23 protein-coding genes and 1 tRNA gene are annotated in these 22,646 nt (G+C 64.1%); 17 read left to right on the forward strand and 7 right to left on the reverse strand.

Annotated features, from left to right (window positions below):
- Positions 1-72 precede the first annotated feature (72 nt).
- From prfA to H7F35_RS05030, 5 genes are all read left to right on the forward strand, one after another.
- Positions 73-1,161, forward strand: a complete 1,089-nt coding sequence (prfA, locus tag H7F35_RS05010) for a peptide chain release factor 1 (RefSeq protein ID WP_187111857.1) — start codon at positions 73-75, stop codon at positions 1,159-1,161.
- Entirely contained in the window at positions 1,161-2,009 is an 849-nt protein-coding gene (gene prmC, locus H7F35_RS05015) for a peptide chain release factor N(5)-glutamine methyltransferase (RefSeq protein ID WP_187111858.1), read from the forward strand. The genes prfA and prmC overlap by 1 nt, the downstream gene beginning before the upstream one ends.
- A 29-nt stretch (positions 2,010-2,038) precedes the next feature.
- Positions 2,039-2,365 (forward strand): Grx4 family monothiol glutaredoxin, encoded by a 327-nt coding sequence (gene grxD / locus H7F35_RS05020; RefSeq protein WP_187111859.1) that lies wholly within the window; start codon positions 2,039-2,041, stop codon positions 2,363-2,365.
- A gap of 19 nt (positions 2,366-2,384) precedes the next feature.
- Entirely contained in the window at positions 2,385-2,894 is a 510-nt protein-coding gene (locus H7F35_RS05025) for a cupin domain-containing protein (RefSeq protein WP_187111860.1), read from the forward strand.
- Positions 2,895-2,981: 87 nt separating this feature from the next.
- Positions 2,982-4,292, forward strand: a complete 1,311-nt coding sequence (locus H7F35_RS05030; RefSeq protein ID WP_187111861.1) for a hemolysin family protein — start codon at positions 2,982-2,984, stop codon at positions 4,290-4,292.
- Between the two features lie 10 nt (positions 4,293-4,302).
- Here H7F35_RS05030 and H7F35_RS05035 read toward each other — a convergent pair whose 3' ends face one another.
- Together H7F35_RS05035 and H7F35_RS05040 are read right to left on the reverse strand one after the other, a co-directional pair.
- Positions 4,303-5,007 (reverse strand): lytic transglycosylase domain-containing protein, encoded by a 705-nt coding sequence (locus H7F35_RS05035; protein WP_187111862.1) that lies wholly within the window; start codon positions 5,005-5,007, stop codon positions 4,303-4,305.
- Positions 5,004-6,749: a proline--tRNA ligase gene (locus tag H7F35_RS05040; protein WP_187111863.1), complete on the reverse strand. Its 1,746-nt coding sequence runs from the start codon at positions 6,747-6,749 to the stop codon at positions 5,004-5,006. The genes H7F35_RS05035 and H7F35_RS05040 overlap by 4 nt, the downstream gene beginning before the upstream one ends.
- A gap of 134 nt (positions 6,750-6,883) precedes the next feature.
- Here H7F35_RS05040 and H7F35_RS05045 point away from each other — a divergent pair, with 134 nt between their 5' ends.
- Together H7F35_RS05045 and H7F35_RS05050 are read left to right on the forward strand one after the other, a co-directional pair.
- Positions 6,884-7,543 (forward strand): RNA pyrophosphohydrolase, encoded by a 660-nt coding sequence (locus H7F35_RS05045; RefSeq protein WP_187114147.1) that lies wholly within the window; start codon positions 6,884-6,886, stop codon positions 7,541-7,543.
- Positions 7,530-8,093, forward strand: coding sequence for a CNP1-like family protein (locus H7F35_RS05050; RefSeq protein WP_261803529.1), 564 nt, complete (start codon positions 7,530-7,532; stop codon positions 8,091-8,093). Before H7F35_RS05045 ends, H7F35_RS05050 begins: the two co-directional genes overlap by 14 nt.
- 37 nt (positions 8,094-8,130) lie before the next feature.
- Here H7F35_RS05050 and proB read toward each other — a convergent pair whose 3' ends face one another.
- From proB to rplU, 4 genes are all read right to left on the reverse strand, one after another.
- Positions 8,131-9,273: a glutamate 5-kinase gene (proB, locus tag H7F35_RS05055; RefSeq protein ID WP_187111864.1), complete on the reverse strand. Its 1,143-nt coding sequence runs from the start codon at positions 9,271-9,273 to the stop codon at positions 8,131-8,133.
- Between the two features lie 76 nt (positions 9,274-9,349).
- Complete coding sequence (gene cgtA / locus H7F35_RS05060; RefSeq protein ID WP_187111865.1) at positions 9,350-10,426, reverse strand: Obg family GTPase CgtA; 1,077 nt, start codon at positions 10,424-10,426, stop codon at positions 9,350-9,352.
- 71 nt (positions 10,427-10,497) lie between these two features.
- Positions 10,498-10,758 carry a 50S ribosomal protein L27 gene (gene rpmA, locus H7F35_RS05065; protein ID WP_013543198.1) on the reverse strand — a complete coding sequence of 87 codons (261 nt, stop codon included), beginning with the start codon at positions 10,756-10,758 and terminating at the stop codon, positions 10,498-10,500.
- A 12-nt stretch (positions 10,759-10,770) separates the two neighbouring features.
- On the reverse strand, positions 10,771-11,082 hold the full coding sequence (gene rplU, locus H7F35_RS05070) for a 50S ribosomal protein L21 (RefSeq protein WP_187111866.1): 312 nt from the start codon (positions 11,080-11,082) through the stop codon (positions 10,771-10,773).
- Between the two features lie 181 nt (positions 11,083-11,263).
- Here rplU and H7F35_RS05075 point away from each other — a divergent pair, with 181 nt between their 5' ends.
- The 10 genes from H7F35_RS05075 to H7F35_RS05120 all read left to right on the forward strand — a co-directional run bounded on the left by H7F35_RS05075 (position 11,264) and on the right by H7F35_RS05120 (position 20,649).
- Positions 11,264-12,256 carry a polyprenyl synthetase family protein gene (locus tag H7F35_RS05075; protein ID WP_187114149.1) on the forward strand — a complete coding sequence of 331 codons (993 nt, stop codon included), beginning with the start codon at positions 11,264-11,266 and terminating at the stop codon, positions 12,254-12,256.
- A 49-nt stretch (positions 12,257-12,305) separates the two neighbouring features.
- Positions 12,306-12,382: transfer RNA gene (locus H7F35_RS05080), tRNA-Pro, on the forward strand.
- A 113-nt stretch (positions 12,383-12,495) separates the two neighbouring features.
- A complete protein-coding gene (pilB, locus tag H7F35_RS05085) occupies positions 12,496-14,229 on the forward strand; it encodes a type IV-A pilus assembly ATPase PilB (protein ID WP_187111867.1) in 1,734 nt (577 codons plus the stop codon).
- A gap of 24 nt (positions 14,230-14,253) precedes the next feature.
- Positions 14,254-15,483 carry a type II secretion system F family protein gene (locus tag H7F35_RS05090; protein WP_187111868.1) on the forward strand — a complete coding sequence of 410 codons (1,230 nt, stop codon included), beginning with the start codon at positions 14,254-14,256 and terminating at the stop codon, positions 15,481-15,483.
- Positions 15,483-16,448, forward strand: a complete 966-nt coding sequence (locus H7F35_RS05095) for a prepilin peptidase (protein WP_187111869.1) — start codon at positions 15,483-15,485, stop codon at positions 16,446-16,448. The genes H7F35_RS05090 and H7F35_RS05095 overlap by 1 nt, the downstream gene beginning before the upstream one ends.
- Before the next feature lie 8 nt (positions 16,449-16,456).
- The gene (gene coaE, locus H7F35_RS05100) at positions 16,457-17,065 is read left to right on the forward strand and encodes a dephospho-CoA kinase (protein WP_187111870.1); all 609 of its coding nucleotides are present in this window, start codon (positions 16,457-16,459) and stop codon (positions 17,063-17,065) included.
- Between the two features lie 73 nt (positions 17,066-17,138).
- The gene (locus H7F35_RS05105; RefSeq protein ID WP_187111871.1) at positions 17,139-18,632 is read left to right on the forward strand and encodes an MBOAT family O-acyltransferase; all 1,494 of its coding nucleotides are present in this window, start codon (positions 17,139-17,141) and stop codon (positions 18,630-18,632) included.
- A gap of 1 nt (position 18,633) precedes the next feature.
- Positions 18,634-19,656 carry a hypothetical protein gene (locus H7F35_RS05110; protein ID WP_261803530.1) on the forward strand — a complete coding sequence of 341 codons (1,023 nt, stop codon included), beginning with the start codon at positions 18,634-18,636 and terminating at the stop codon, positions 19,654-19,656.
- 31 nt (positions 19,657-19,687) lie between these two features.
- Positions 19,688-20,443 carry a cell division protein ZapD gene (gene zapD / locus H7F35_RS05115; protein WP_187111872.1) on the forward strand — a complete coding sequence of 252 codons (756 nt, stop codon included), beginning with the start codon at positions 19,688-19,690 and terminating at the stop codon, positions 20,441-20,443.
- Positions 20,440-20,649, forward strand: coding sequence for a DNA gyrase inhibitor YacG (locus tag H7F35_RS05120; protein WP_187111873.1), 210 nt, complete (start codon positions 20,440-20,442; stop codon positions 20,647-20,649). Before zapD ends, H7F35_RS05120 begins: the two co-directional genes overlap by 4 nt.
- A 20-nt stretch (positions 20,650-20,669) precedes the next feature.
- Here H7F35_RS05120 and H7F35_RS05125 read toward each other — a convergent pair whose 3' ends face one another.
- Positions 20,670-22,640 carry an acyltransferase family protein gene (locus H7F35_RS05125; RefSeq protein WP_187111874.1) on the reverse strand — a complete coding sequence of 657 codons (1,971 nt, stop codon included), beginning with the start codon at positions 22,638-22,640 and terminating at the stop codon, positions 20,670-20,672.
- Positions 22,641-22,646 lie beyond the last annotated feature (6 nt).

Consider the following 22,646-nt stretch of genomic DNA (forward strand, 5'->3'; position numbering starts at 1 on the left):
GCGGCCTCCACGCGCACAGCCGTTGGTTGCACTGCGGCACCTCTCTTCCCATTTTTTCGAGCCTCTTTCGACGTGAAATCCTTCCTGCGCCACCAACTCGAACGCTACGCCCAGCGCCTGGGCGAGCTCGACTTCCTGCTCTCGCGCGAAGACATCATGAGCGACATGGCGCAGTACCGCACCATCTCGCGCGAGCACGCCGAAATCACGCAGATCGCCGGCCGCTACGAGCGCTACAAGCAGCGCGAAGCCGACATTGCGGGGGCAAAGGACATGCTCGACGACCCCGACATGGCCGAGATGGCGCGGGACGAAATTGCCGGCGCCGAAGCCGAGCTGTTGCAGCTCGAAGAAGAGCTGCAGCGCCTGCTGCTACCCAAGGACCCCGACGACGCGCGCAACGCCTTCATGGAAATCCGCGCGGGCACGGGCGGCGACGAATCGGCCCTGTTCGCGGGCGACCTGCTGCGCATGTACACGCGCTACTGCGAGCGCGCCGGCCTGCGTTGCGAGGTGGTGAGCGAGAGCGCGAGCGAACTGGGCGGCTACAAGGAAGTGGTGATCCGCATCGTCGGCGATGACGTCTTCGGCAAGCTGCGCTTCGAATCGGGCGGCCACCGCGTGCAGCGCGTGCCGGCCACCGAGACACAGGGCCGCATCCACACCAGCGCCTGCACGGTCGCCGTGCTCGCCGAGCCTGATGAAACGGTGGCGGTGCAGATCAACCCGGCCGACCTGCGCATCGACACCTACCGCGCCAGCGGCGCGGGCGGCCAGCACATCAACAAGACCGACTCGGCCGTGCGCATCACGCACATCCCGACCGGCATCGTGGCGGAGTGCCAGGACGACCGCAGCCAGCACCGCAACAAGGCGAAGGCGCTGCAGGTTCTGTCGGCGCGCATCCAGGAAAAAGACCGCAGCGAGCGCGCCGCGAAGGACGCGGCGATGCGCAAGGGCCTGATCGGCAGCGGCGACCGCTCGGACCGCATCCGCACCTACAACTTTCCGCAAGGCCGGCTCACCGACCACCGGATCAACCTCACGCTCTACAAGCTGCTGGCCATCATGGAAGGCGACCTTGGCGACGTGCTGGAGGCGCTGCGCGCCGCGCGCGAGGCCGAGCAGCTGGCCGAGCTGGAATCGAGCCTGCCGGCGTGATGACAGCCACCACCACGCCGTCTACCGTGGCGCAGGCGCTGGCTGCGGCGGTCGCGCTGGGCATCGACCGGCTCGATGCGCAGTTGCTGCTGCTGCACGCGCTGGGTCGCGCCCTGCACGACCGGGCGTGGCTGCTGGCGCACGACACCGATGCGCTGCCAGATGCGGCATGGTCCGCGCTCGCGGCGCAGCTGTCGCGCCGGCTGGCGGGCGAACCGGTCGCCTATCTGCTGGGCGAGAAGGAGTTTCACGGCCTCAGCCTGCAGGTCGATGCACGGGTGCTGGTACCGCGCCCAGACACCGAGACGCTGGTCGAATGGGCGCTGCAGTGCCTCGAAGGCCATGCCGCCGCGCGTGCGCTCGACCTCGGCACGGGCAGCGGCGCGATCGCGCTGGCGCTGCAACACGCCCGCCCCGATGCGCAGGTCGACGCAGTCGATGCCAGTGCGGATGCGCTGGCGGTCGCCCAGGCCAATGCACGACGCCTGGGCCTGCCGGTGCGCTTTGCCCAAGCCCACTGGCTCGACGGCGCCGCCGACGGCTACACGGTCATCGCCAGCAACCCGCCGTACATCGCCGCGAACGACCCGCATCTGCCTGCGCTGCGCCACGAACCATCTTCCGCGCTGGTCGCGGGTGCCGACGGGCTCGACGACATCCGCCAGATCATTCAAGACGCCCCCGATCACCTCGCGCAAGGCGGCTGGCTGCTGCTCGAACACGGCCACGACCAGGCCCTGGCCGTGCGCCAGTTGCTCGCCGAACGCGGTTTCACCGAAGTCCAAAGCCGGGAAGACCTGGCCGGCATCCAGCGCTGCTCCGGCGGAATCTGGCGCACGGTGAAATAATCCCCCCAGCCCACTTTTCAGGAGTCCCCATGTCCGACGCTCAACAACGCATCGACGATCTCGTCAAAACCAACGAACTCGTGCTCTTCATGAAGGGCAATGCAAGCTTTCCGATGTGCGGCTTCTCGGGCCGCGCCATCCAGATCCTCAAGGCCGTCGGCGTCGACACCAGGACGCTCAAGACCGTCAACGTGCTCGAAGACGACGGCATCCGCCAGGGCATCAAGGAATACAGCAACTGGCCCACGATTCCCCAGCTCTACGTGAAGGGCGAATTCGTCGGCGGCTCGGACATCATGATGGAGATGTACGAGTCGGGCGAGCTGCAGCAAGTGCTCAACGGCAACCCTGCCTGATTGCACACAGAGGCCTGCAATGAGCCACGATCACGCAGATCACGGCCATTCGCATTCGCACGATGACGACGCGGCCTGGAAGCACGACGGCGTGCGCGTGGTCGCAGCCAACCAGCTCGACGCCAACACCGCACAAACGCCGGGCATGAACCGGGCGGCCGCCATCAACTTCGCCCGCGTGGGCGCCCAGAAGCTCTGGGCCGGCACGGTGACCATCCATGCCGATGCCAAGACCGGCGCCCATCACCACGGGCACCTCGAATCGGTGATCTATGTCGTGCGCGGCCGGGCCCGCATGCGATGGGGCGAAAAGCTCGAATTCACGGCCGAAGCCGGTCCGGGCGACTTCATCTACGTGCCGCCGTTCGTGCCGCACCAGGAAATCAACGCCAGCGCGACCGAGCCGCTCGAATGCGTGCTGTGCCGCAGCGACGGCGAAGCGGTGGCGGTCAATCTCGACATCGAGCCTGTAGAGAAGCCGGAATCGGTGCTCTGGGTCGACCCCACGCACCCGCACGGCGGGGTCTGACCAGACCCTGTTGAGGGACGCCGGCATCTCGGCGTTCCTGGCACTGCGGCCAGTCATGGCACCATGGCGGTCTTCACTGTGCCGCCCATGACCCTTACCCAAAGCCTGCTCATCATCGTTCTGCTGATCGCGATGAGCGCCTTCTTTTCCCTCGCCGAGATCACCCTGGCCGCCTCGCGCCGCCTGCGCCTGCGCCAGATGGCCGACGAAGGCGATCCGCGCGCGGAAAAAGTGCTGCGGGTGCAGGAACAACCCGGCCACTACTTCACGGTGGTGCAGATCGGCCTCAATGCCGTGGCAATCCTCGGCGGCGTTGTGGGCGAGGGCTCGCTCAGCCCGTATTTCGCGCGCTTCTTCGAGAACTGGCTGAGTGTGGAAGCCTCCGCGAGCGTGGCCTTCCTGTGCTCGTTCGTGATCGTCATCGCGGTGTTCCTGGTGTTCGCCGACCTGTTCCCCAAGCGGCTCGGCATGAGCAACCCCGAGCAGTTGGCTGTGCGCCTGGTCGGGCCCATGCAGTTGCTGATCACCACTTTCAAGCCGCTGGTGTGGTTCTTCACGCGCTGCACCGACCTGCTCTTCAAGGTGCTCGGCATGCCGATGGCGCGCGACGACAAGATCACCTCGGCCGACATCCTGGCCATGACCGAGGCCGGCGCGCGGGCCGGCGTGCTCGCGGTGCGCGAGCAGCAGGTGATCGCCAATGTGTTCGAGCTGGAAACGCGCCTCGTCAGCAGCGTGATGACGGCACGCGAAAGCATCGCGTGGTTCCTGCATGACGACCCCGAGTCGGTGCTGCGGGCGCGCATCGTGGCCGAGCCTTTCTCGGCCTACCCGGTGTGCGACGGCGACATCGACCATGTGCTCGGCTACGTGGACGCCAAGGACATGTTCCAACGCGTGCTCAGCGGCCAACCACTGGCCTTCGACCAGGGACTGCCGCTGCACAAGGCGCTGGTGATTCCAGACCGGCTCTCGCTCACCGAGGTGCTGGAGCAGTTCCAGCAGGCGCACGAAGACTTCGCGATCATCGTCAACGAATACAGCCTCGTGGTGGGCGTGATCACGCTCAACGACGTGATGAGCACGGTGATGGGCGACCTGGTGTCGATGCCCGACGAGGAGCAGATCGTGCAGCGCGACGAGAACTCGTGGCTGATCGACGGCATCACGCCGATCCAGGATGTGCAGCGCGCATTGCACATCGACGAGTTGCCGCACGCCGAAGAGTACGAAACGCTGGCCGGCTTCCTGATGGTGATGCTGCGCCGCGTGCCCAAGCGCACGGACAGCGTGACCTGGGGCGGCTATACCTTCGAGGTGATGGACGTCGACAGCTACCGCATCGACCAGGTGATGGTGACCAAGGGCTCAGCAACCGCCAAGGCCGTGGCCGTCTGAACGAACGCCTTCAGGCGGCCGAGCGGTCGCGCTCGCGGTCCTTGTCGTTGAACGCCCAGATCCGCTGGTTCGCGAACACCGCGTTCGGATACGGCGACTTGCCCCGGCTGCCGTTGTAGCGGCCGAGCGTCATGTACAGGTCGCCGTTCTCGCGGTCGAGATAGTGACGCAAGATGACGCAGCCGAAACGCAGGTTGGTCTGCATGTGGAACAGCTTGGCCGGGTCGCTGTCGCCGATCACGCGCGTCCAGAACGGCATGACCTGCATGTAGCCGCGCGCGCCGGCGCTCGACACCGCGAACTTGCGGAAATTGCTCTCGACCTGCACCAGCCCCAGCACCAGGCTCACATCGAGCCCCGAGCGCTTGGCCTCGTACCAGGCGGTCTGCAGGAATTCCTTGCGCGAGGGCCAGTCGGTGATCTTCTTCTTGAGCCGCTCGCTCATTTCGCCGAGCCAGCGCAGGTAGGCCAGCCGGGCTTCGGTGTTCGAGAACTCCGGGACCGGCGGCGCCTTGTTGTGGATGGCCGAGCTGAGTGCGGAGCGCACCGAGTCGATCAGCGGCTCTTCGAGCTGGGCGCCGGCGAAGGCGATACGCGGCAGCGAGATCAGCGGCAGGACGCTGGCAACCGCTACGCCAGTCATGCACTGGCGGCGTGTGAGGCCGCCTTGCGGGGCCGTCATTGCCTGCTCGCCGGGACGGCCCGACAGACTCATCCGGCCAGTTTGCCCGTGATGAAGTCGGCGATGCCGGCGGCGGGCACCTTGGTCGCAGCGGTGTCGCGGCGGTGCTGGTACTCGAGCTGGCCTTCCTTCAGGCCACGGTCGGAAATGACCACGCGGTGCGGCACGCCGATCAGTTCCCAGTCGGCGAACATCGCGCCGGGGCGTTCGCCACGGTCGTCCAGCAGCACGTCGACGCCGGCTGCGAGCAATTGCTCGTAGAGCGCTTCGGCCGCGACCTTGACCTCGGGGCTGCGGTCCATGCCGATGGGGCAGACCACCACCGTGAACGGCGCCAGCGCGTCGGGCCAGATGATGCCGCGCTCGTCGTGGTTCTGTTCGATGGCCGCAGCGGGCAGCCGCGTGATGCCGATGCCGTAGCAGCCCATCTCGAGGAACTGCGGCTTGCCGCCTTCGTCGAGGTAGGTGGCGTTCATGTCCTTGCTGTACTTGGTGCCGAGCACGAAGACGTGGCCGACTTCGATGCCGCGCTCGATGGCCAGCACGCCCTTGCCGTCGGGTGAAGCATCGCCAGCGACCACGTTGCGGATGTCGGCCACGAGGTCGGGCTCGGGCAGATCACGGCCCCAGTTGACGCCGGTCATGTGGAAATCGACTTCGTTGGCGCCGGTGATCCAGTCGGCCAGCACCGCCGCCTCGCGGTCGGCCACGAGCTTGACGGGCTTCTTGAGGTTCAGCGGGCCCAGGTAGCCGGGCTTGCAGCCAAAGTGCTCGTCGATTTCGGCGAGGGTCGCGAAGCGGAAGCCCTGGTCCAGGCCGGGCAGCTTGCTGACCTTGATCTCGTTCATGTCGTGATCGCCGCGCAGCAGCAGCAGCCAGACCTGCGAGCCCTTCAGGTTGCCTGCCGCATCGACGATGTCGGTGGCCAGCACCAGCGACTTGATGGTGGTGGAAAGCGGCACGCCGAGCAGTGTGGCCACGTCGGCGCAGGTGCTCTTGCCGGGGGTCGGCGTTTTCTCCAGCGCGTTGGCGGCTGCGGGACGTGGGCCAGCCGGAGCCAACGCCTCGGCCTTTTCCATGTTGGCGGCGTAGCTGCTGTCCGGGCAGTAGACGATGGCGTCTTCACCCGTCGCGGCAATCACCTGGAACTCTTCGCTCAGGTCGCCGCCGATGGCGCCGCTGTCAGCCGCAACGGCGCGGTAGCGCAGGCCGAAGCGATCGAAGATGTTGCGGTAGGCCTGTGCCATGACCTGGTAGCTGGCCTTGGCCGCGTCGAGGTCGCGGTCGAAGCTGTAGGCGTCCTTCATGATGAATTCGCGCCCGCGCATCAGGCCGAAGCGCGGACGGCGCTCGTCGCGGAACTTGGTCTGAATCTGGTAGAAATTCTTCGGCAGCTGCTTGTAGCTGCGAATTTCCTGGCGCGCGATGTCGGTCACCACCTCTTCGCTGGTGGGCTGGATCACGAAGTCGCGGTCATGCCGGTCCTTGATGCGCAGCAGCTCGGGGCCCATCTTGTCGAAGCGACCGGTCTCCTGCCAGAACTCGGCCGGCTGCACCACGGGCATGGCAAGCTCGACAGCGCCGGCGCGGTTCATTTCCTCGCGCACGATCGCTTCGACCTTGCGGATCACGCGCAGCCCCATCGGCATGTAGGTGTAGATGCCCGTGCCGAGCTTCTTGATCATGCCGGCGCGCATCATGAGCCGATGGCTCGCGACCTCGGCGTCAGCGGGCGCTTCCTTGAGGGTGGAGACAAAAAATCGGGAAGCTTTCATCGGGATCGCGGTGATGGATTCGGAAAGGAAGTGGGGGACTGCTCCCCCGGAGAGACCCTGAGAGCCTGCATCGCAGCTTGCCGAGGGCAACCCGGCATGCATAATCGACTCAGTTCAAAAATTGGGGTTTGATTATGCTCGACCGGGACGGCTTCAGGCCCAACGTCGGCATCATCCTGCTCAACCAGAGAAACCAGGTTTTCTGGGGCAAACGCATACGCACACATTCCTGGCAGTTTCCGCAAGGCGGCATTGATCGCGGCGAAAGTCCCGAACAAGCCATGTTCCGGGAACTGCATGAGGAAGTGGGGCTCCATCCGGAGCATGTGCGCATCGTGGCCCGTACCCGCGACTGGTTGCGCTACGAGGTGCCGGATCGGTTCATCCGCCGTGACGCACGGGGCCACTACAAGGGCCAGAAACAAATCTGGTATTTGCTGCAACTCGTCGGCCACGACTGGGATCTCAACCTGCGTGCCACCGACCATCCCGAATTCGATGCATGGCGCTGGCACGACTACTGGGTGCCGCTCGAAGTCGTCGTCGAGTTCAAGCGCGGCGTCTACGAGATGGCGCTGACCGAGCTTGCTCGCTACCTGCCGCGGCAGGATTTCCGTAACCGTTTCCTGCGCAGCAACGTGCGCGCCCGAGAGTTCGAGCGCCATCCTGCCGCGCCAGGCCATGAACCCAATTTCGAGCTGCCTCCAGGCGCAAGCTTCGACCCGGACCCCAATGCCAAACTTGCGAACGACGCCCCTCTCCCGCCCAACGGCTCTTACCATGCGCCGCGTTGAACGCGCATTGATTCTCGCCGGCCTGTGTGCGCTCGTTGCCGCGTGCAGTTCAAAGGGCTACAACACCGACAACCCCGACTGGGCCCAGGGTGGCATGCCGTTGCCACCCAAGGTCACGAGCACGGATGCCGAGTGGCAGGAAAGCGAGGCCCCGCCACCGCCAAAATTCGATGTGAAGCGCCTCGAACCGATCGCGATGCCTCCCTACATGACACTGAAGTTCGGAGTCGATCCGGCCACCATCACAATCACCCACGATGGGGTTGTGCGCTACGTGGTCGTGGCAAGCAACACTCACAATCAGAACGGCTCGCTCAACGCTTATTACGAGGCCGTGCGCTGCTCGACCGCCGAGATGAAAAGCTACGCGCGCTTCGACAATGGCGCTTGGGAAGAAGTGAAAAAACCCGAGTGGAAGAGCTTCAGGGACCTGAATTCGAGCTACTCGCGGCAGCTGGCGACACAAGGCCTGTGCCGCGGCAATGCTCCGCGGGACTCAGTGAAAGACATCGTTGCCAACCTTCGCGATCCCGCGCGCAAGCTGCAGTAATGACATAGCGGGGTGTGCCCGGGCCCCGCATTCATTTTCAGCCCGCTGGCATCAGCACCATGTTGTCGCGGTGCACCATCTCCGGCTCCGCCGCGTAGCCCAGCAGGCGTTCGAATTCAACCGAAGGCTTGCGGCACAGCAGGCGTGCCTCCACGCTGGAGTAGTTGGCCAGGCCGCGCGCGAGTTCGACGCCGTCGACATCCCGCACCGCAATCACGTCGCCGCGCGAAAACTCGCCCGACACACTGGTCATGCCGATCGGCAGCAGGCTCTTGCCCTCGGCTCGCACCTTGGCTGCAGCCCCTGCATCGACGCTGACCGAGCCGCGCAGTTGCAGGTGATCGGCCATCCAGCGCTTGCGCGCCTGGTGCTTGGCAGTCTGCGCGACCAGCAACGTCCCGATGGATTCGCCACGCGTCAAGCGCAGCAGGGCATCGGATTCACGGCCCCAGGCGATCACGGTGGATGCGCCCGATCCGGCCGCGCGCTTGGCCGCGAGGATCTTGGTGATCATGCCGCCGCGACCGATGCTGGAGCCGGCACCACCCGCCATCGCTTCGAGCGCCGGGTCGCCAGCGGCGGCTTCGTGCACAAACTTCGCCTGCGGGTCCTTGCGCGGGTCGGCGGTGTACAGGCCCTTTTGATCCGTCAGGATGACAAGCGCATCAGCCTCGACGAGGTTGGCCACGAGCGCGCCGAGCGTGTCGTTGTCACCGAACTTGATTTCGTCGTTGACGACCGTGTCGTTCTCGTTGATGACTGGCACCACGCCCAAACGCAGCAGCGTGACGAGGGTCGAGCGCGCATTGAGGTAGCGTTCGCGGTCGGCGAGGTCGGCGTGGGTCAGCAGCACCTGGGCGCTGCCCATCTGGTTCTCACGCAACTTGGTCTCATACATCTGGGCCAGGCCCATCTGTCCGACGGCCGCAGCGGCCTGGAGTTCGTGAATCTCGTGCGGCCGGGTGCGCCAGCCAAGGCGCTTCATGCCTTCGGCGATCGCCCCGCTCGACACCATCACGACCTCGCGCCCGTCGCGTACCAGCTCCGCCAGCTGCCTGCACCACTCGCCGATGGCGGCTTCATCCAGACCGCGCCCCTCGTTGGTCACGAGGCTGGAGCCCACCTTGACGACGATACGGCGGGCATCCCGCAAGGCAGTGGATCCGGAATTCGAGGTCATTTTCGGCTGTAGCGGGCGTGAATGGGTCGTTTCTAGCTATGAATTGAGTAGCATCAAAATCGATGCCACGCCGCGATCAGGACGGATCGGGCGGCAGCTCGACAAAGCGCGGATCGATTTCGACCGGCTCCTGCTCGGCCACCTGCTGCGCCTTGACCTGCTGATAGACAGCCTGCACCAGATGCTCGCAGCCCTCGCGCGTGAGCGCAGAGATCTCGAACACCGGCCCCTTGAAGCGCAAGCGCTTCACGAAATCCTTGACGCGCGCAGCACGCTCTTCGGCGGGCACCATGTCGAGCTTGTTGAGCACGAGCCAGCGCGGCTTGTCGTAGAGCGCGGCGTCGTATTTCTTCAGTTCGCCCACGATGGCCTTGGCTTGCGCGACCGGGTCGACTGCGTCATCGAATGGCGCCATGTCGATCACATGCAGCAGCAATCGCGTGCGCTGCAGATGGCGAAGGAAAAGGTGACCGAGGCCAGCACCATCGGAGGCACCTTCGATCAGCCCGGGCAGGTCCGCCACCACAAAGCTCTGCTCGGGGCCGACGCGCACGACACCCAGATTGGGGTGCAGCGTGGTGAAGGGATAGTCCGCAATGCGGGGGCGAGCATTCGAGATCGCACTGATCAGGGTCGACTTGCCCGCGTTGGGCATGCCCAGCAGACCCACATCGGCCAGCACCTTGAGCTCGAGCTTGAGGCTCTTCTTGTCGCCGGGCCAGCCAGGGGTTTTCTGACGCGGCGCCCGATTGATGGCGCTCTTGAAGCGCATGTTGCCGAAGCCACCGTCGCCACCCTTCGCGATGGTGATGACTTCGCCTTCCGTCAGCAGCTCATACAGCACCTCGCCCGTTTCGGCGTCGGTGACGATGGTGCCGACCGGCATCCTGAGTGTGATGTCCGCACCAGCGGCCCCGAACATGTCGGAACCCATGCCGTGCTCGCCGCGCTTGGCTTCGTGCCGGCGCGAGTAGCGAAAGTCCACCAGCGTATTGAGATTCGAGTCGGCCACAGCGTAGACGTGGCCACCACGGCCGCCGTCACCGCCGTTGGGGCCGCCGAACTCTTTGTACTTCTCATGACGGAACGACACGCAGCCGTTGCCGCCATCGCCGGCGGCGATGTCGATGAAGGCTTCGTCGACGAACTTCATGGGATGTCCAATTTACAAATGAAGAAGCCCCGGCAATGCGGGGCCTCGGGCTGATCGAAGTGACGCGAGGCTTACGCCGCGGGAGTCACGTTGACCATGTGCTTGTTGAGCGCACCCTTGTGACCGAACGACACGTGGCCGTCGACCAGGGCAAACAGCGTGTGGTCCTTGCCCACACCGACGTTCACGCCGGGGTGGAACTGGGTGCCGCGCTGGCGCACGATGATCGAGCCTGCGCTGATCAGTTCGCCGCCGAACGCTTTCACGCCGAGCATCTTGGGCTTGGAATCGCGCCCGTTTCGCGTTGAGCCGCCGCCTTTTTTCTGTGCCATGGAATGTGCTCCTTAGCCGGCGATCGCGCCGATTTGCAGTTCAGTGAACTGCTGGCGATGGCCTTGACGTTTCTGATAGTGCTTGCGACGGCGCATCTTGAAGATGTGCACTTTGTCGTGCAAGCCGTGCGACAGTACCGTGACTGTCACCGTTGCGCCGGACACCAGGGGCGTGCCAACCTTGATTTCAGCGCCGTTTCCGACGGCCAGAACCTGGTCGATCACGATTTCCTGGCCTACGTCCGCAGCAATCTGTTCTACTTTAATTTTTTCGCCGGAAGCAACGCGATACTGCTTGCCGCCGGTTTTTATGACTGCGTACATGTAAACCTCTTAGAAATGAGTCTCCGCAGCGAATTCCGCAGAGCCCAAGATTATAGCGCGGTTTGCCTGCCCTAGCCATTCAAGCCCTGCCCACGCGCAGCAACCGATGGCGGCTCCCTATAATTTGCGCCTTCCGGCCCTTGGGCCGCCCTCCTTCTCAGCAGCGCCCCGCGCCTCCGCTTTGCCAGTTCCAGCCGCCGACACCTCCCCCACCGCCACCGTGCTGGACCTGATTGCCGGCGACATGGTCGAAGTCGACCGCGTGATTGCCCGCCGCCTCGACACGGGCGTGCCACTGGTCAGCCAAGTTTCCAAGTACATCATCTCTGCGGGCGGCAAGCGCCTGCGGCCCGCGCTTTTGCTGCTGATGTCTGGCGCACTGGGCTACACGGGCGAGCAGCGCTTCAACCTGGCTGCGGTCGTCGAATTCATCCACACGGCCACTTTGCTGCATGACGACGTGGTCGACGAGTCGACTCTGCGGCGCGGCCGCGCGACCGCCAACGAGTCGTTCGGCAATCCGGCCAGCGTGCTGGTCGGAGACTTTCTGTACTCTCGCGCATTCCAGATGATGTTGGATGCCAACAACATGCGCATCATGCAGATCCTTGCCGAGGCGACCAACGTGATCGCGGAAGGCGAGGTACTCCAGCTGATGAACATGCACGACGCGTCGCTGGACGAGGCCGCGTACCTGCGCGTCATCCGCTCGAAGACCGCCAAACTTTTCGAGGCCAGCACGCGACTCGCCGCCGTACTGGCAGGCGCCGCGCCAGAGGTCGAAGAAGCCTGCGCCACCTACGGCCAGGCGCTTGGCACAGCCTTTCAGGTCATCGACGATGTGCTCGACTACGCTGGCGATGCCCATGAAACAGGGAAAAACGTAGGCGACGACCTGCGCGAAGGCAAGACCACGCTGCCACTGATCTTTGCCATGCAGCGCGGCACGTCGGCCCAGAGCGCCCTGGTCCGCGCAGCCATCGAGGCCGGCGACACCGCGCAGCTGGGGAAAGTCGTTGATATTGTTCGCGAAACCGGTGCTCTGGATGCATCCCGGGCCGCCGCCGCCGCCGAGGCACAGCGCGCAATTCACGCACTCAGTGGCTTTGCGTCCAATTCGCACGCTTCCGGTTTGCTACAATTAGCGGCTCAGTTGCTTGAGCGACGTGCCTGAACACCTCACCAGAGTTGGCATCTAGGACGATTTCTTTTTTTGCAACCATCGGGGTGTAGCTTAGCCTGGTAGAGCGCTACGTTCGGGACGTAGAGGCCGGAGGTTCGAATCCTCTCACCCCGACCAGCCTTTGGCTGGAACAAATAAATGCCCATCCCTGTTGCTGTGTAGCGATTTACAGCACAGGGGTGTTCAGCGATGATCGTGAAGCACTTTTTCACATCTCTTGCATTCGCTGAATGGCCGCTGCCGAACTTCCTGTTAAAGAACCTACGCAGATTGCCCTCCCCGGGCTTGCGCGCGCCCTGGTTTCGGCCGGCAAACTCCCCGCCAAGATCGCAGAAGACATCTACCAGAAGTCGCTGAGCGGCCGCACCAGCTTCATTGCCGAGCTGACTGGCACTGGCGCCGTGTCGGCCGCCGATCTGGCTCACACACTTTCAAGCGCCTTCGGTGCCCCGCTGCTCGACCTGGATGCCATTGATCACCAGCGCCTGCCCAAGGACCTGCTCGATCCGAAGCTTTGTCATGCGTACCGCATCGTCGTTCTCAGCAAACGCAACAACCGCCTGATCGTTGCAACGGCGGATCCGTCTGATCAACAAGCGGCGGAGAAGATCAAGTTCGCTTCCCAGATGGGTGTGGACTGGGTCATCGCCGAGTACGACAAGCTCTCCCGAATGATCGAAGCCGCCGCAGTCAGCGCGGCGGAGACCATCAACAGCATCGTCGGCAGCGAGTTTGAATTCGACGATGTGTCCGCCGACACCTCGGGCGACGCGAACGAGCAGGCCATTGCCGAGGTCGAGGACGCGCCGGTCGTTCGCTTCCTCCACAAGATGCTGCTCGATGCCGTCGGCATGCGGGCTTCGGACATCCACTTCGAGCCCTACGAGCACCACTACCGCGTGCGCTTTCGCGTCGACGGCGAGCTGCGTGAGATCGCCAGCCCGCCAACAGTCATCAAGGACAAGCTGGCTTCGCGGATCAAGGTCATTTCCCGGCTCGACATCTCCGAAAAGCGCGTGCCGCAAGACGGCCGCATGAAGCTCAAGATCGGGCCCGATCGCGTGATCGACTTTCGCGTGAGCACCTTGCCCACGCTGTTCGGCGAGAAGATCGTCGTTCGTATTCTTGACCCGAGCAGTGCACGCCTGGGCATCGATGCCCTCGGCTACGACGCGGACGAGAAAGAGCGCCTTCTTCGCGCCATCGGCCGCCCCTACGGCATGGTGCTCGTGACCGGGCCCACCGGTTCCGGCAAGACCGTGTCGCTCTACACCTGCCTGAATCTGCTCAACCAGCCGGGCGTCAACATCGCGACGGCGGAAGACCCTTCGGAAATCAACCTGCCCGGCGTCAACCAGGTCAACGTCAACGAGCGGGCGGGGCTGACCTTTGCCACCGCGCTGCGCGCCTTCCTGCGGCAGGATCCGGACATCATCATGGTCGGCGAAATCCGCGACCTGGAAACCGCCGACATCTCGATCAAGGCCGCGCAAACCGGTCACCTGGTGCTGTCGACACTGCACACGAACGACGCGCCGACCACACTCACGCGGATGCGCAACATGGGCATTGCGCCCTTCAACATTGCGTCCAGCGTGATCCTGATCACCGCGCAGCGCCTGGCGCGCAGACTGTGCACCGTCTGCCGCACGCCCGTGGATGTCCCGCGCGAAGCGCTGCTCGACGCGGGCTTCAGGGAGGAAGACCTGGACGGCTCCTGGAAACCGTATCGGCCCGTCGGCTGCTCCGCATGCAGCGGCGGCTACAAAGGCCGGGTGGGCATCTACCAGGTGATGCCGATCACCGAAGCCATCCAGGAAATCATCCTGCGCGATGGCAGCGCACTCGACATCGCAAAGCAGTCCGAGACCGAAGGCGTGCGTTCCCTGCGCCAGTCGGGTCTTCGAAAAGTCATGCAGGGCCTCACTTCGCTCGAAGAAGTGGTGGCGTGCACCAACGAATAACGAACGCTGAACACCGGAGATCGAATGGCAACAGTGGCACCCTCCCGCTCCCAAGTCACCCACAAGGAATTTGTCTTCGAATGGGAAGGCAAGGACCGCAATGGCAAGCTGGTGCGTGGCGAACTCCGGGCAGCCGGCGAAAACCAGGTGCAGGCCGCACTGCGTCGCCAGGGCGTGCTCGCCTCCAAGATCAAGAAACGCCGGATGCGATCGGGCAAGGCGATCAAGCCCAAGGACATTGCGATCTTCACGCGCCAGCTGGCAACCATGATGAAGGCTGGCGTGCCCTTGATGCAGTCCTTTGACATCGTCGGGCGCGGCAACGCCAATGCCAGCGTGGCCAAGCTCCTGAATGACATCCGCAGCGATGTGGAAACCGGTACATCGCTGTCGGCGGCCTTTCGCAAGTTTCCGAAGTATTTCGATAACCTTTACTGCAATCTGGTGGAGGCTGGTGAAGCGGCCGGCATTCTCGAAGAACTGCTCGACCGCCTGGCTACCTACATGGAGAAGACCGAGGCGATCAAATCCAAGATCAAGTCGGCACTGATGTACCCGATTTCGGTGGTCGTGGTGGCCTTCATCGTGATCGCCATCATCATGATCTTTGTCATCCCGGCATTCAAGGAGGTGTTCACCTCATTCGGCGCAGACCTGCCTGCGCCCACGTTGATCGTGATCGGCATCAGCGAGTTTTTTGTGTCGTACTGGTGGCTGATCTTTGGTGGCCTCGGCGGGGGCATCTACTTTTTCCTCCAGGCCTGGAGGCGCAATGAGCGGGTGCAGCGAGTCATGGATCGAGCATTGCTGCGCATCCCCATCTTCGGTACCCTGATCGAGAAGTCCTGCATCGCCCGCTGGACCCGAACCCTCGCAACCATGTTTGCAGCGGGTGTACCGCTGGTCGAAGCCCTCGACTCGGTGGGCGGCGCCTCAGGCAATACCGTCTACGGCGACGCCACTTCCAAGATCCAGCAGGAAGTGTCGACTGGTACCAGCCTCACCACGGCCATGACCAATGCGAACCTGTTCCCGTCCATGGTGATTCAGATGACTTCCATCGGCGAAGAATCCGGCTCCATCGACCACATGCTTGGCAAGGCGGCCGACTTCTACGAGTCCGAGGTCGACGACATGGTGGCGGGCCTGTCGAGCCTGATGGAGCCCATCATCATCGTGTTCCTCGGCACGATCATCGGCGGCATCGTGGTGTCGATGTACCTGCCCATCTTCAAGCTCGGCCAGGTCGTCTGATGCTGGTTTCGCGGGAATTCGACACCGCTTTCGCCGGTGTGCTGGGGCTATTGATCGGCAGCTTCATGAACGTGGTGATCTACCGCACCCCGGTGATGATGTACCGGACCTGGCTGGCAGATGCGGTCGCCAACCTCATGTCGTCGAAGGATGCGCCCTCGCTCTGGTCACTGGTCTTCGGCCCGAAAGCCGTACCACCCGAAGGGCTGGAAGCGGCTGCCGACAAGGCCGCGACGGCCATCGAGGGCCTGCCCCCCTTCGATCTCACGCGCCCCGCGTCGCACTGCGGATCCTGCGGCCACAAGATCCGCTGGTACCAGAACATCCCCGTGCTGAGTTACCTGGTGTTGCGTGGCCGCTGCGCCTCCTGCAAGACCGCGATCAGCCCGCGCTATCCACTGGTCGAACTGGTCACAGGCGCCCTCTTCGCGCTTTGTGCCTACCGCTTCGGCCTCACGCCTTCGGGCGCGTTGTGGGCCGCCTTCGGGGCACTACTGATCTGCCAGTTCCTGATCGATTTCGACACCCAGTTCCTGCCCGATTCTCTGAACTACCCATTGCTCTGGCTTGGCCTTGTCGGCGCCGCCATGGGCTGGACGGGCGTGTCGCTGAGTTCAGCCGTCTGGGGCGCGGTCTTCGGCTACCTGAGCCTCTGGCTTGTGTACCATGGCTTTCGCTTGGTCACAGGCAAGGAGGGCATGGGCTATGGAGACTTCAAATTGCTCGCCGCGCTGGGCGCATGGCTCGGGGCCGATTACCTCATTGCAATCATCCTCGTCTCTTCGCTGGTGGGCGCCGTGATCGGCCTGACACTGCGCTTTGCCGGCAAGCTGGCACACAAGGACATCCCCATCGCCTTCGGCCCCTTCCTGGCTGGCGCAGGCCTCGTGTGCCTTGTGGCCGGCCCTGAACTCGTGCGTCAGTGGATTCCGTTCGCATTCCCCCTCGGCGCGCTGATCCATTGACACAAGACATGGTCCGGCGCATCGGCCTGACGGGCGGCATCGGCAGCGGCAAGAGCACCGTGGCCACGTTGCTGGTCGCCCAGGGCGCCGTGCTGGTCGACACGGACGCCATCGCGCGCGCCATCGCTCAACCGGGCGGCATTGCCATGCCGGCCATCGAGGCCGCCTTCGGCCGCAGCGTCATCGCCCCGGATGGCGGCCTGGACAGGGCCGGCATGCGCCAGCTCGTATTCGCCGATGCGAGCGCCAAAGCGCGCCTCGAATCCATCCTGCATCCGTTGATCGGCACCGAAACCCAGCGCCTGGCCCTCGCGGCCGGCAACGATGCGATCATCGTGTTCGACGTTCCGCTGCTGGTCGAATCCGGACGCTGGCGAACCATCGTGGACCGGGTGCTGGTGGTCGACGCTACCGAAGAAATGCAGCTGAAACGTGTTGTTGCACGCTCGAAATGGACGCCTGAGGCCGTCCGGGCAGTGATCGCCCAGCAGGCCCCGCGCAAAGCGCGTCGGGCGGCTGCAGATGCCGTCATTTTCAATGAGTCATTGACACTGGCGGAACTAGAAACCGCCGTGCAGGGTCTCTGGAAGCAGTGGTCTGCAGCCACCACGCGATAATCCGAGACCGGCCGCCCCCGCGGCGGCATAACGACTACGACAAAAAGGCGCTCGCTGAAGTGCCCTCCCCGAGATGCTGTTCAACTCGTATCCCTTTATTTTTGTCTACTTCCCGCTGGTCCTGATCGGGTTCTTTCTGATCGGCAAGCGCAATACGCGGGCCGCAGCCGGATTCCTTGCGCTGGCTTCGCTCTTCTTCTATGGCTGGTGGAGCGTCAAGGCGCTCCCCCTGCTGCTGGGCTCCATCTGCGTCAACTACTGGTTCGGGTTGCGGCTGTCGCCAGCGCCCGGCCGTGACGATCGAAAACGAAAAACCCTGCTGGTGATCGCGCTGGCAGTCAATCTCGGCGTGCTGGCGATCTTCAAGTACGCCAACTTCTTCGTCGGGAACGTGAACGACGGCCTTGTAGCGGCCGGGCTCTCGCCGATCCCGATGCTGCACATCGTGCTGCCGATTGGCATCTCGTTCTATACCTTCACCCAGATCGCCTTTCTGGTCGACTGCTGGCAAGGCAAGGTGCATGAACGCAGCTTCATCCACTACGTCCTGTTCGTGACCTACTTCCCGCACCTGATCGCGGGCCCCGTGCTGCACCACGCGCAAATGATGCCGCAGTTCGCCAACCCGGCGACCTACCGAGTCAACCCGGACAAATTGGCGCTGGGCCTGGCAATCTTCACCTTTGGTCTCGCCAAGAAGCTGTTGATCGCAGACCCGATGGGGCAGTACGCCGACCTGATGTTCAACGGCGTGCACCAGGGACTGACGCCCACGCTCTACACCGCGTGGTTCGGTGCGCTGGCCTACACACTGCAGATCTATTTCGACTTCTCGGGCTACTCGGACATGGCCGTCGGCCTCTCCCTGTGCCTGGGCGTGCAGTTGCCCCTGAATTTCCGCTCTCCCTACAAGTCCACGAGCATCATCGAGTTCTGGCGCCGCTGGCACATCTCGCTGTCGACCTTCCTGCGTGATTACCTCTACGTGCCGCTGGGCGGCAATCGCAAGGGCCCGGCGCGGCGCTACCTGAACCTGTTCCTCACGATGCTGCTCGGTGGCCTCTGGCACGGCGCCGCATGGACTTTCGTGATCTGGGGCGCGCTGCACGGCATGTTCCTGATGATCAACCACCTGTGGAACTCCAAAGTCAGGCGCCATGCCACGCCCGGCCGCCTGGCACGCTTCCTGGGCTGGCTGCTCACCTTCCTCTGCGTCATCATTGCCTGGATCGTCTTCCGTGCCGAAAGCATGCAGGCCGCCATCGCGATCTACAAGGGCATGCTGGGCATGCACGGCGCGCCGGTCTCGGTGTTCCATGAAATGGGTGCCATCCCTTTCCGCAAACCCAAGTTCTTCCAGACCATGCTGGTCGCGCTGATCATCTGCCTGGCCTTCCCGCCCACGATCACACTCGAACGCTGGGTGCCGCGCGTGCAAATGCTCGCTGGTCGCGCTCGCCTGGCCTGGCTCTCGACCGCCCTGATGGCGCTCTTCACGGTGGTCTTGCTGGGTTTCTGCATCTCGCGACTCGGCAGCTACAGCCCGTTCCTCTATTTCCAGTTCTGAGATGGCCCGTATCACGACGCCAGCCAAAGTCTGGCTGCTGACCTTTTTCGTGGGCTTCGCGGTCATTTCCGCGATGCTCTCCGTCACCCTGGCAACGCCCATTCCCTACGGCGACCTGTCGCGCATCGGGCGCCTGTCCGATCACCAGTTCGGCTGGCTCGCGCCACCGCCCAAGGTCGACCCCGAACTGCTGCGCGGCACGCCCATCGACCAGGCCGACATCGTCGTGATCGGCGACAGCTTCTCCATGACCTACCGGTGGCAGTCCGCGCTGGTCAAGGCCGGCTACCGCGTCTCGACCACCTACTGGCTCCAATTCGGCGAGGCCCTGTGCGGCGACATGGACGACTGGCTGGCCAAAGCCGGTTTCCGCGGCAAACTGGTCATCGTCGAAAGCGTCGAGCGGCTTCTCAACGAGCGGCTGCGCTCCAGCGCCCAGTGCCCGACCATGACGAGACCCTATGAAGCGAAGCTCGTGCCGTTCTCGTCGCCGCTCGAAGACCTGCCAGCCTTTGCCCTCAACTGGAACGCGCAGCTGACCTCGGGCCTGACCACCTACCGGAACACCCAGCGCGCCATCAAGACACCGGGCGACACCGTCTTCAACACCGAGACCATGGCGCGCCCGGTGCAGGATGGCTGCAAGTTCTTCAGCAACCGCCTGTGCGACAAGGCCCTGTTCCTGTCGGAAGACATCCGCAACGGCGAGCTCACCCCGGCGAATGTGGAGGCCATGAAGACCTTCACCGCGGCCCGCCGCACACCGCTGCTGTGGATGGTGATTCCCAACAAGACCACGGTCTACGTCGATCACGACCACTCGAAAGACTTCGTCACTGCGCTCCGGGGCTCCAACCTCGGCCCGGACCTGTTCGGCTGGGCCCAGACGCGGCATGCGCTGACTCGCGACTTCTTTTTTCCGAACGATACTCACCTCTCGATGCACGGACAGCTCGAACTGGGTGAGTTGATGCTGAACGAAGTCCGCAAGAAACTGCCCGAACCGCCCTCGCGTCACCCGTGAGCTCATTCGATTCGACGACAGGAACCCGCCCGTGATCCTCTACGAATACCCCTTCAACGAGCGCATCCGGACCTACTTGAGGCTGGAGCACCTGTTTCGCCGGCTGGGCGAACTGGTGCCCTCGGAATCGCCGCTCTCCCACCACTACGCCCTGATCACGATCTTCGAGATCATGGATGTCGCCGCGCGCGCCGACCTCAAGGCCGACGTCTTGCGCGATCTCGACAAGCACAAGAACGTCTTCAACAGCTACCGGGGCAATCCGGCGATTGCCGAAGCCGTGCTCGACCAGGTGGTCGGCCAGCTCGAGCGCAACTTCACCGCGCTCAACGGCGTGACGGGCAAGGCCGGCCAGGCCCTGACAGAAAACGAGTGGCTCATGAGCATCCGCAGCCGCGCCGGCATTCCGGGCGGCACCTGCGAGTTCGACCTGCCCGCCTATTACGCCTGGCAACACCGCGCCGCGCCCAGCCGCCGTGCGGACCTCGAGCGCTGGTCCAACACGCTGTCGCCACTGGCCTCGTCAATCTACCTGCTGCTGAAATTGCTGCGCGACGCCGACGTGCCCTACAAGGTGATCGCCAGCCACGGCCAGTTCCAGCAGAACCTGCCGCAGGGCCGCAGCTTCCAGTTGCTGCGCCTGCGCATCGACCCCAAGCTCGGACTGGTGCCTGAAATCAGCGGCAACCGCCTCATGGTGTCGGTGCGGCTGATGCGACATGAAGCCGACGACCGGCTGCACCAGAGCACGGACGACGCCCCCTTCGAACTGACACTCTGCGCATGAGCGACGTGAACAAAACCGACGAGCGGATCGTTCGTTGCCCCGCGTGCGGCGGCGACAGCATCTACGCGCCCAGCAACCCCTACCGGCCCTTCTGCAGCGCGCGTTGCAAGGGCATCGACCTTGGCGCCTGGGCGAACGAAGAGTTCCGGATGCCGGCCGAGGCGCCGACCGACGACGAGCTGTTCGGCGACCCCAAGATCCAGTGACGGGGGCCGGTCTGGCAACCCTAGCGGTTGCCGACCGGAGATGGGCCGCCGTGGCCGTCCCCAAGGAACAGCCGGTCCACATAACTTGCGTTCTGCCGCGTGTAATACGGCCGCAGATGCTCCTTGTCCTTGTAGATCGGGTTGCCATCGGGCATGGCGCGCAGGCATTGGCCCGCCTTGCACAGCTGTGCGATCACATCGACGGCCTCCGCACCACTGGCCTCGGCAATGCGCCGCAGCCGCTCGTTGAGCTGTGCTTCTGCAGGTGGCAGTGGCGCAGTCGGCGTGCTCCGTGTGGCTGTCATCGTGCCCAGGCGGCTGCCCTCGATCAATCGCAGCGGCTCGAAGGCCGGGCCGCTCGGGTTGTCCAGCAGCAGGTACACCTTCTTCTTGCGATTCACCAGATCCGTCAGCAGCACCTGAAGCGCATCGAGCGAGCGCCCGATGCCAGGGCCACCGTTGTTCACCGGATAGGCCGAAACGCCGTCCCGAAACTCGAAGTCCAGCGGGAAATTCCCGGTGAAGTAGCAGTTCCAGCAGGCCCCGACCACGACCGTGTCGATTCGCGGGTCGCGCGCCAGCTCCAGCATCCTGTCGCGCTGTCTTGCGCAGTCGGGATTGCCTTCGGCAATCAGCCCGGGAATGGGCGGACAGGCGCCGTAGGTCGAGAAGTAGGCCGTCGCCATCCGTTCGGGCGAAGTGCGCGCCAGTTCCGCTGCACGCGGTCCATATTGCTGTATGTGGCTGTCGCCGATCAGCGCCACCTTGCCGCTCCCATTGCCCACGCGATTCACGAAGCGCGAGCCCAGCTTCTCCCGTGGCACGTCGTCGTAGTAGCCGCCGTCCACCGTGGCATCGGACACCATGCGGAGCATCTCGCCACCGTTGCGCGGCGACATGCCGCCAAAGGCGAGCAGGCCGACCAGCACGATGAGGACACCGCCGCCCAGCAACGCGCGCAGCATGCCGACGCCCGCCTTGGCTCGTGTGTAGCGTTCGACAAAACGGTAGGTGACCCAAGCCAGCACCACGCTCGCAACCACCGCGGCCGCGCGCACAGTCGCCGAAGGCGTGCCCTGTTCGACGATGCGCGCATACACCAGCAGCGGCCAGTGCCACAGGTACAGCGGATAGCTGATGAGCCCGATCCACACCATCACCCGGTTCGACAACACGTAGCGGTTGAACAGCCCATTCGGCCCCGCCGCGATGCAGCTCACCGCGCCCAGCGTTGGCAGCAACGCCCACCAGCCCGGAAACGCCTTGTACGCGCGGATCGACACCAGCCCGTACACGATCAGCCCCACGCCCAGCACCGACTGCGCATGGCTGCGCCAAGCCGAGGGCTGCACCGGCTTCAGCCGCATGCAGGCCAGGATGCCGCCCACCATCAGCTCCCAGAAACGCGAGCCCGGCGAATAGAAGGCGGCTTCGCGGTACGGATGCACCATGAGCACGTTCGCAACGAACGACACCGCCGCCAGCAGCCAGAGCATCCGCACGATGGGCCAACGCATGCGCCATGCAAATCCGAGCAGCAGCGGCCAGAAAATATAGAACTGTTCCTCGATGCCCAGTGACCAGAGGTGCAGCAGCGGCTTGGTCTCGGCAATCGTGTCGAAGTAGCCGGACTCGCCCCAGAAGATGAAGTTGGCCACGAAGGCCATGCCGCCCGCAGCCTGCTTGCCAAGTTCGGAAAACTCCCTGGGCAGCAGCACATACCAGCCCAGCGCCAGCGCGCTCGCCAGTACCAGCGTCAGCGCCGGAAAGATCCGCCGGATGCGCCGTGCATAGAAGTCGCGGTAGCTGAAATCGCCCGCCGCGTGGCTCTGCATGATGATCGTCGTGATCAGAAAGCCCGAGATCACGAAGAAGATGTCGACCCCGATGAAGCCACCGGGCAATGCATCGGGAAAGGCGTGATACGCCAGGACCGACGCCACGGCCACGGCGCGCAGGCCATCGATGTCGGGACGGTACTTGGGATGCATCGGTGC

Origin of the sequence: Variovorax sp. PAMC26660 (assembly GCF_014302995.1) — a bacterium.
Lineage (GTDB): Bacteria > Pseudomonadota > Gammaproteobacteria > Burkholderiales > Burkholderiaceae_C > Variovorax.

Coding starts and splice junctions, on each gene's coding strand:
- prmC (WP_187111858.1), top strand. CDS start 1,161: ATGACAGCCACCACCACGCCGTCTACCGTGGCGCAGGCGCTGGCTGCG.
- grxD (WP_187111859.1), top strand. CDS start 2,039: ATGTCCGACGCTCAACAACGCATCGACGATCTCGTCAAAACCAACGAA.
- H7F35_RS05025 (WP_187111860.1), top strand. CDS start 2,385: ATGAGCCACGATCACGCAGATCACGGCCATTCGCATTCGCACGATGAC.
- H7F35_RS05030 (WP_187111861.1), top strand. CDS start 2,982: ATGACCCTTACCCAAAGCCTGCTCATCATCGTTCTGCTGATCGCGATG.
- H7F35_RS05035 (WP_187111862.1), bottom strand. CDS start 5,007: ATGAGTCTGTCGGGCCGTCCCGGCGAGCAGGCAATGACGGCCCCGCAA.
- H7F35_RS05040 (WP_187111863.1), bottom strand. CDS start 6,749: ATGAAAGCTTCCCGATTTTTTGTCTCCACCCTCAAGGAAGCGCCCGCT.
- H7F35_RS05045 (WP_187114147.1), top strand. CDS start 6,884: ATGCTCGACCGGGACGGCTTCAGGCCCAACGTCGGCATCATCCTGCTC.
- H7F35_RS05050 (WP_261803529.1), top strand. CDS start 7,530: ATGCGCCGCGTTGAACGCGCATTGATTCTCGCCGGCCTGTGTGCGCTC.
- proB (WP_187111864.1), bottom strand. CDS start 9,273: ATGACCTCGAATTCCGGATCCACTGCCTTGCGGGATGCCCGCCGTATC.
- cgtA (WP_187111865.1), bottom strand. CDS start 10,426: ATGAAGTTCGTCGACGAAGCCTTCATCGACATCGCCGCCGGCGATGGC.
- rpmA (WP_013543198.1), bottom strand. CDS start 10,758: ATGGCACAGAAAAAAGGCGGCGGCTCAACGCGAAACGGGCGCGATTCC.
- rplU (WP_187111866.1), bottom strand. CDS start 11,082: ATGTACGCAGTCATAAAAACCGGCGGCAAGCAGTATCGCGTTGCTTCC.
- pilB (WP_187111867.1), top strand. CDS start 12,496: ATGGCCGCTGCCGAACTTCCTGTTAAAGAACCTACGCAGATTGCCCTC.
- H7F35_RS05090 (WP_187111868.1), top strand. CDS start 14,254: ATGGCAACAGTGGCACCCTCCCGCTCCCAAGTCACCCACAAGGAATTT.
- H7F35_RS05095 (WP_187111869.1), top strand. CDS start 15,483: ATGCTGGTTTCGCGGGAATTCGACACCGCTTTCGCCGGTGTGCTGGGG.
- coaE (WP_187111870.1), top strand. CDS start 16,457: ATGGTCCGGCGCATCGGCCTGACGGGCGGCATCGGCAGCGGCAAGAGC.
- H7F35_RS05105 (WP_187111871.1), top strand. CDS start 17,139: ATGCTGTTCAACTCGTATCCCTTTATTTTTGTCTACTTCCCGCTGGTC.
- H7F35_RS05110 (WP_261803530.1), top strand. CDS start 18,634: ATGGCCCGTATCACGACGCCAGCCAAAGTCTGGCTGCTGACCTTTTTC.
- H7F35_RS05120 (WP_187111873.1), top strand. CDS start 20,440: ATGAGCGACGTGAACAAAACCGACGAGCGGATCGTTCGTTGCCCCGCG.
- H7F35_RS05125 (WP_187111874.1), bottom strand. CDS start 22,640: ATGCATCCCAAGTACCGTCCCGACATCGATGGCCTGCGCGCCGTGGCC.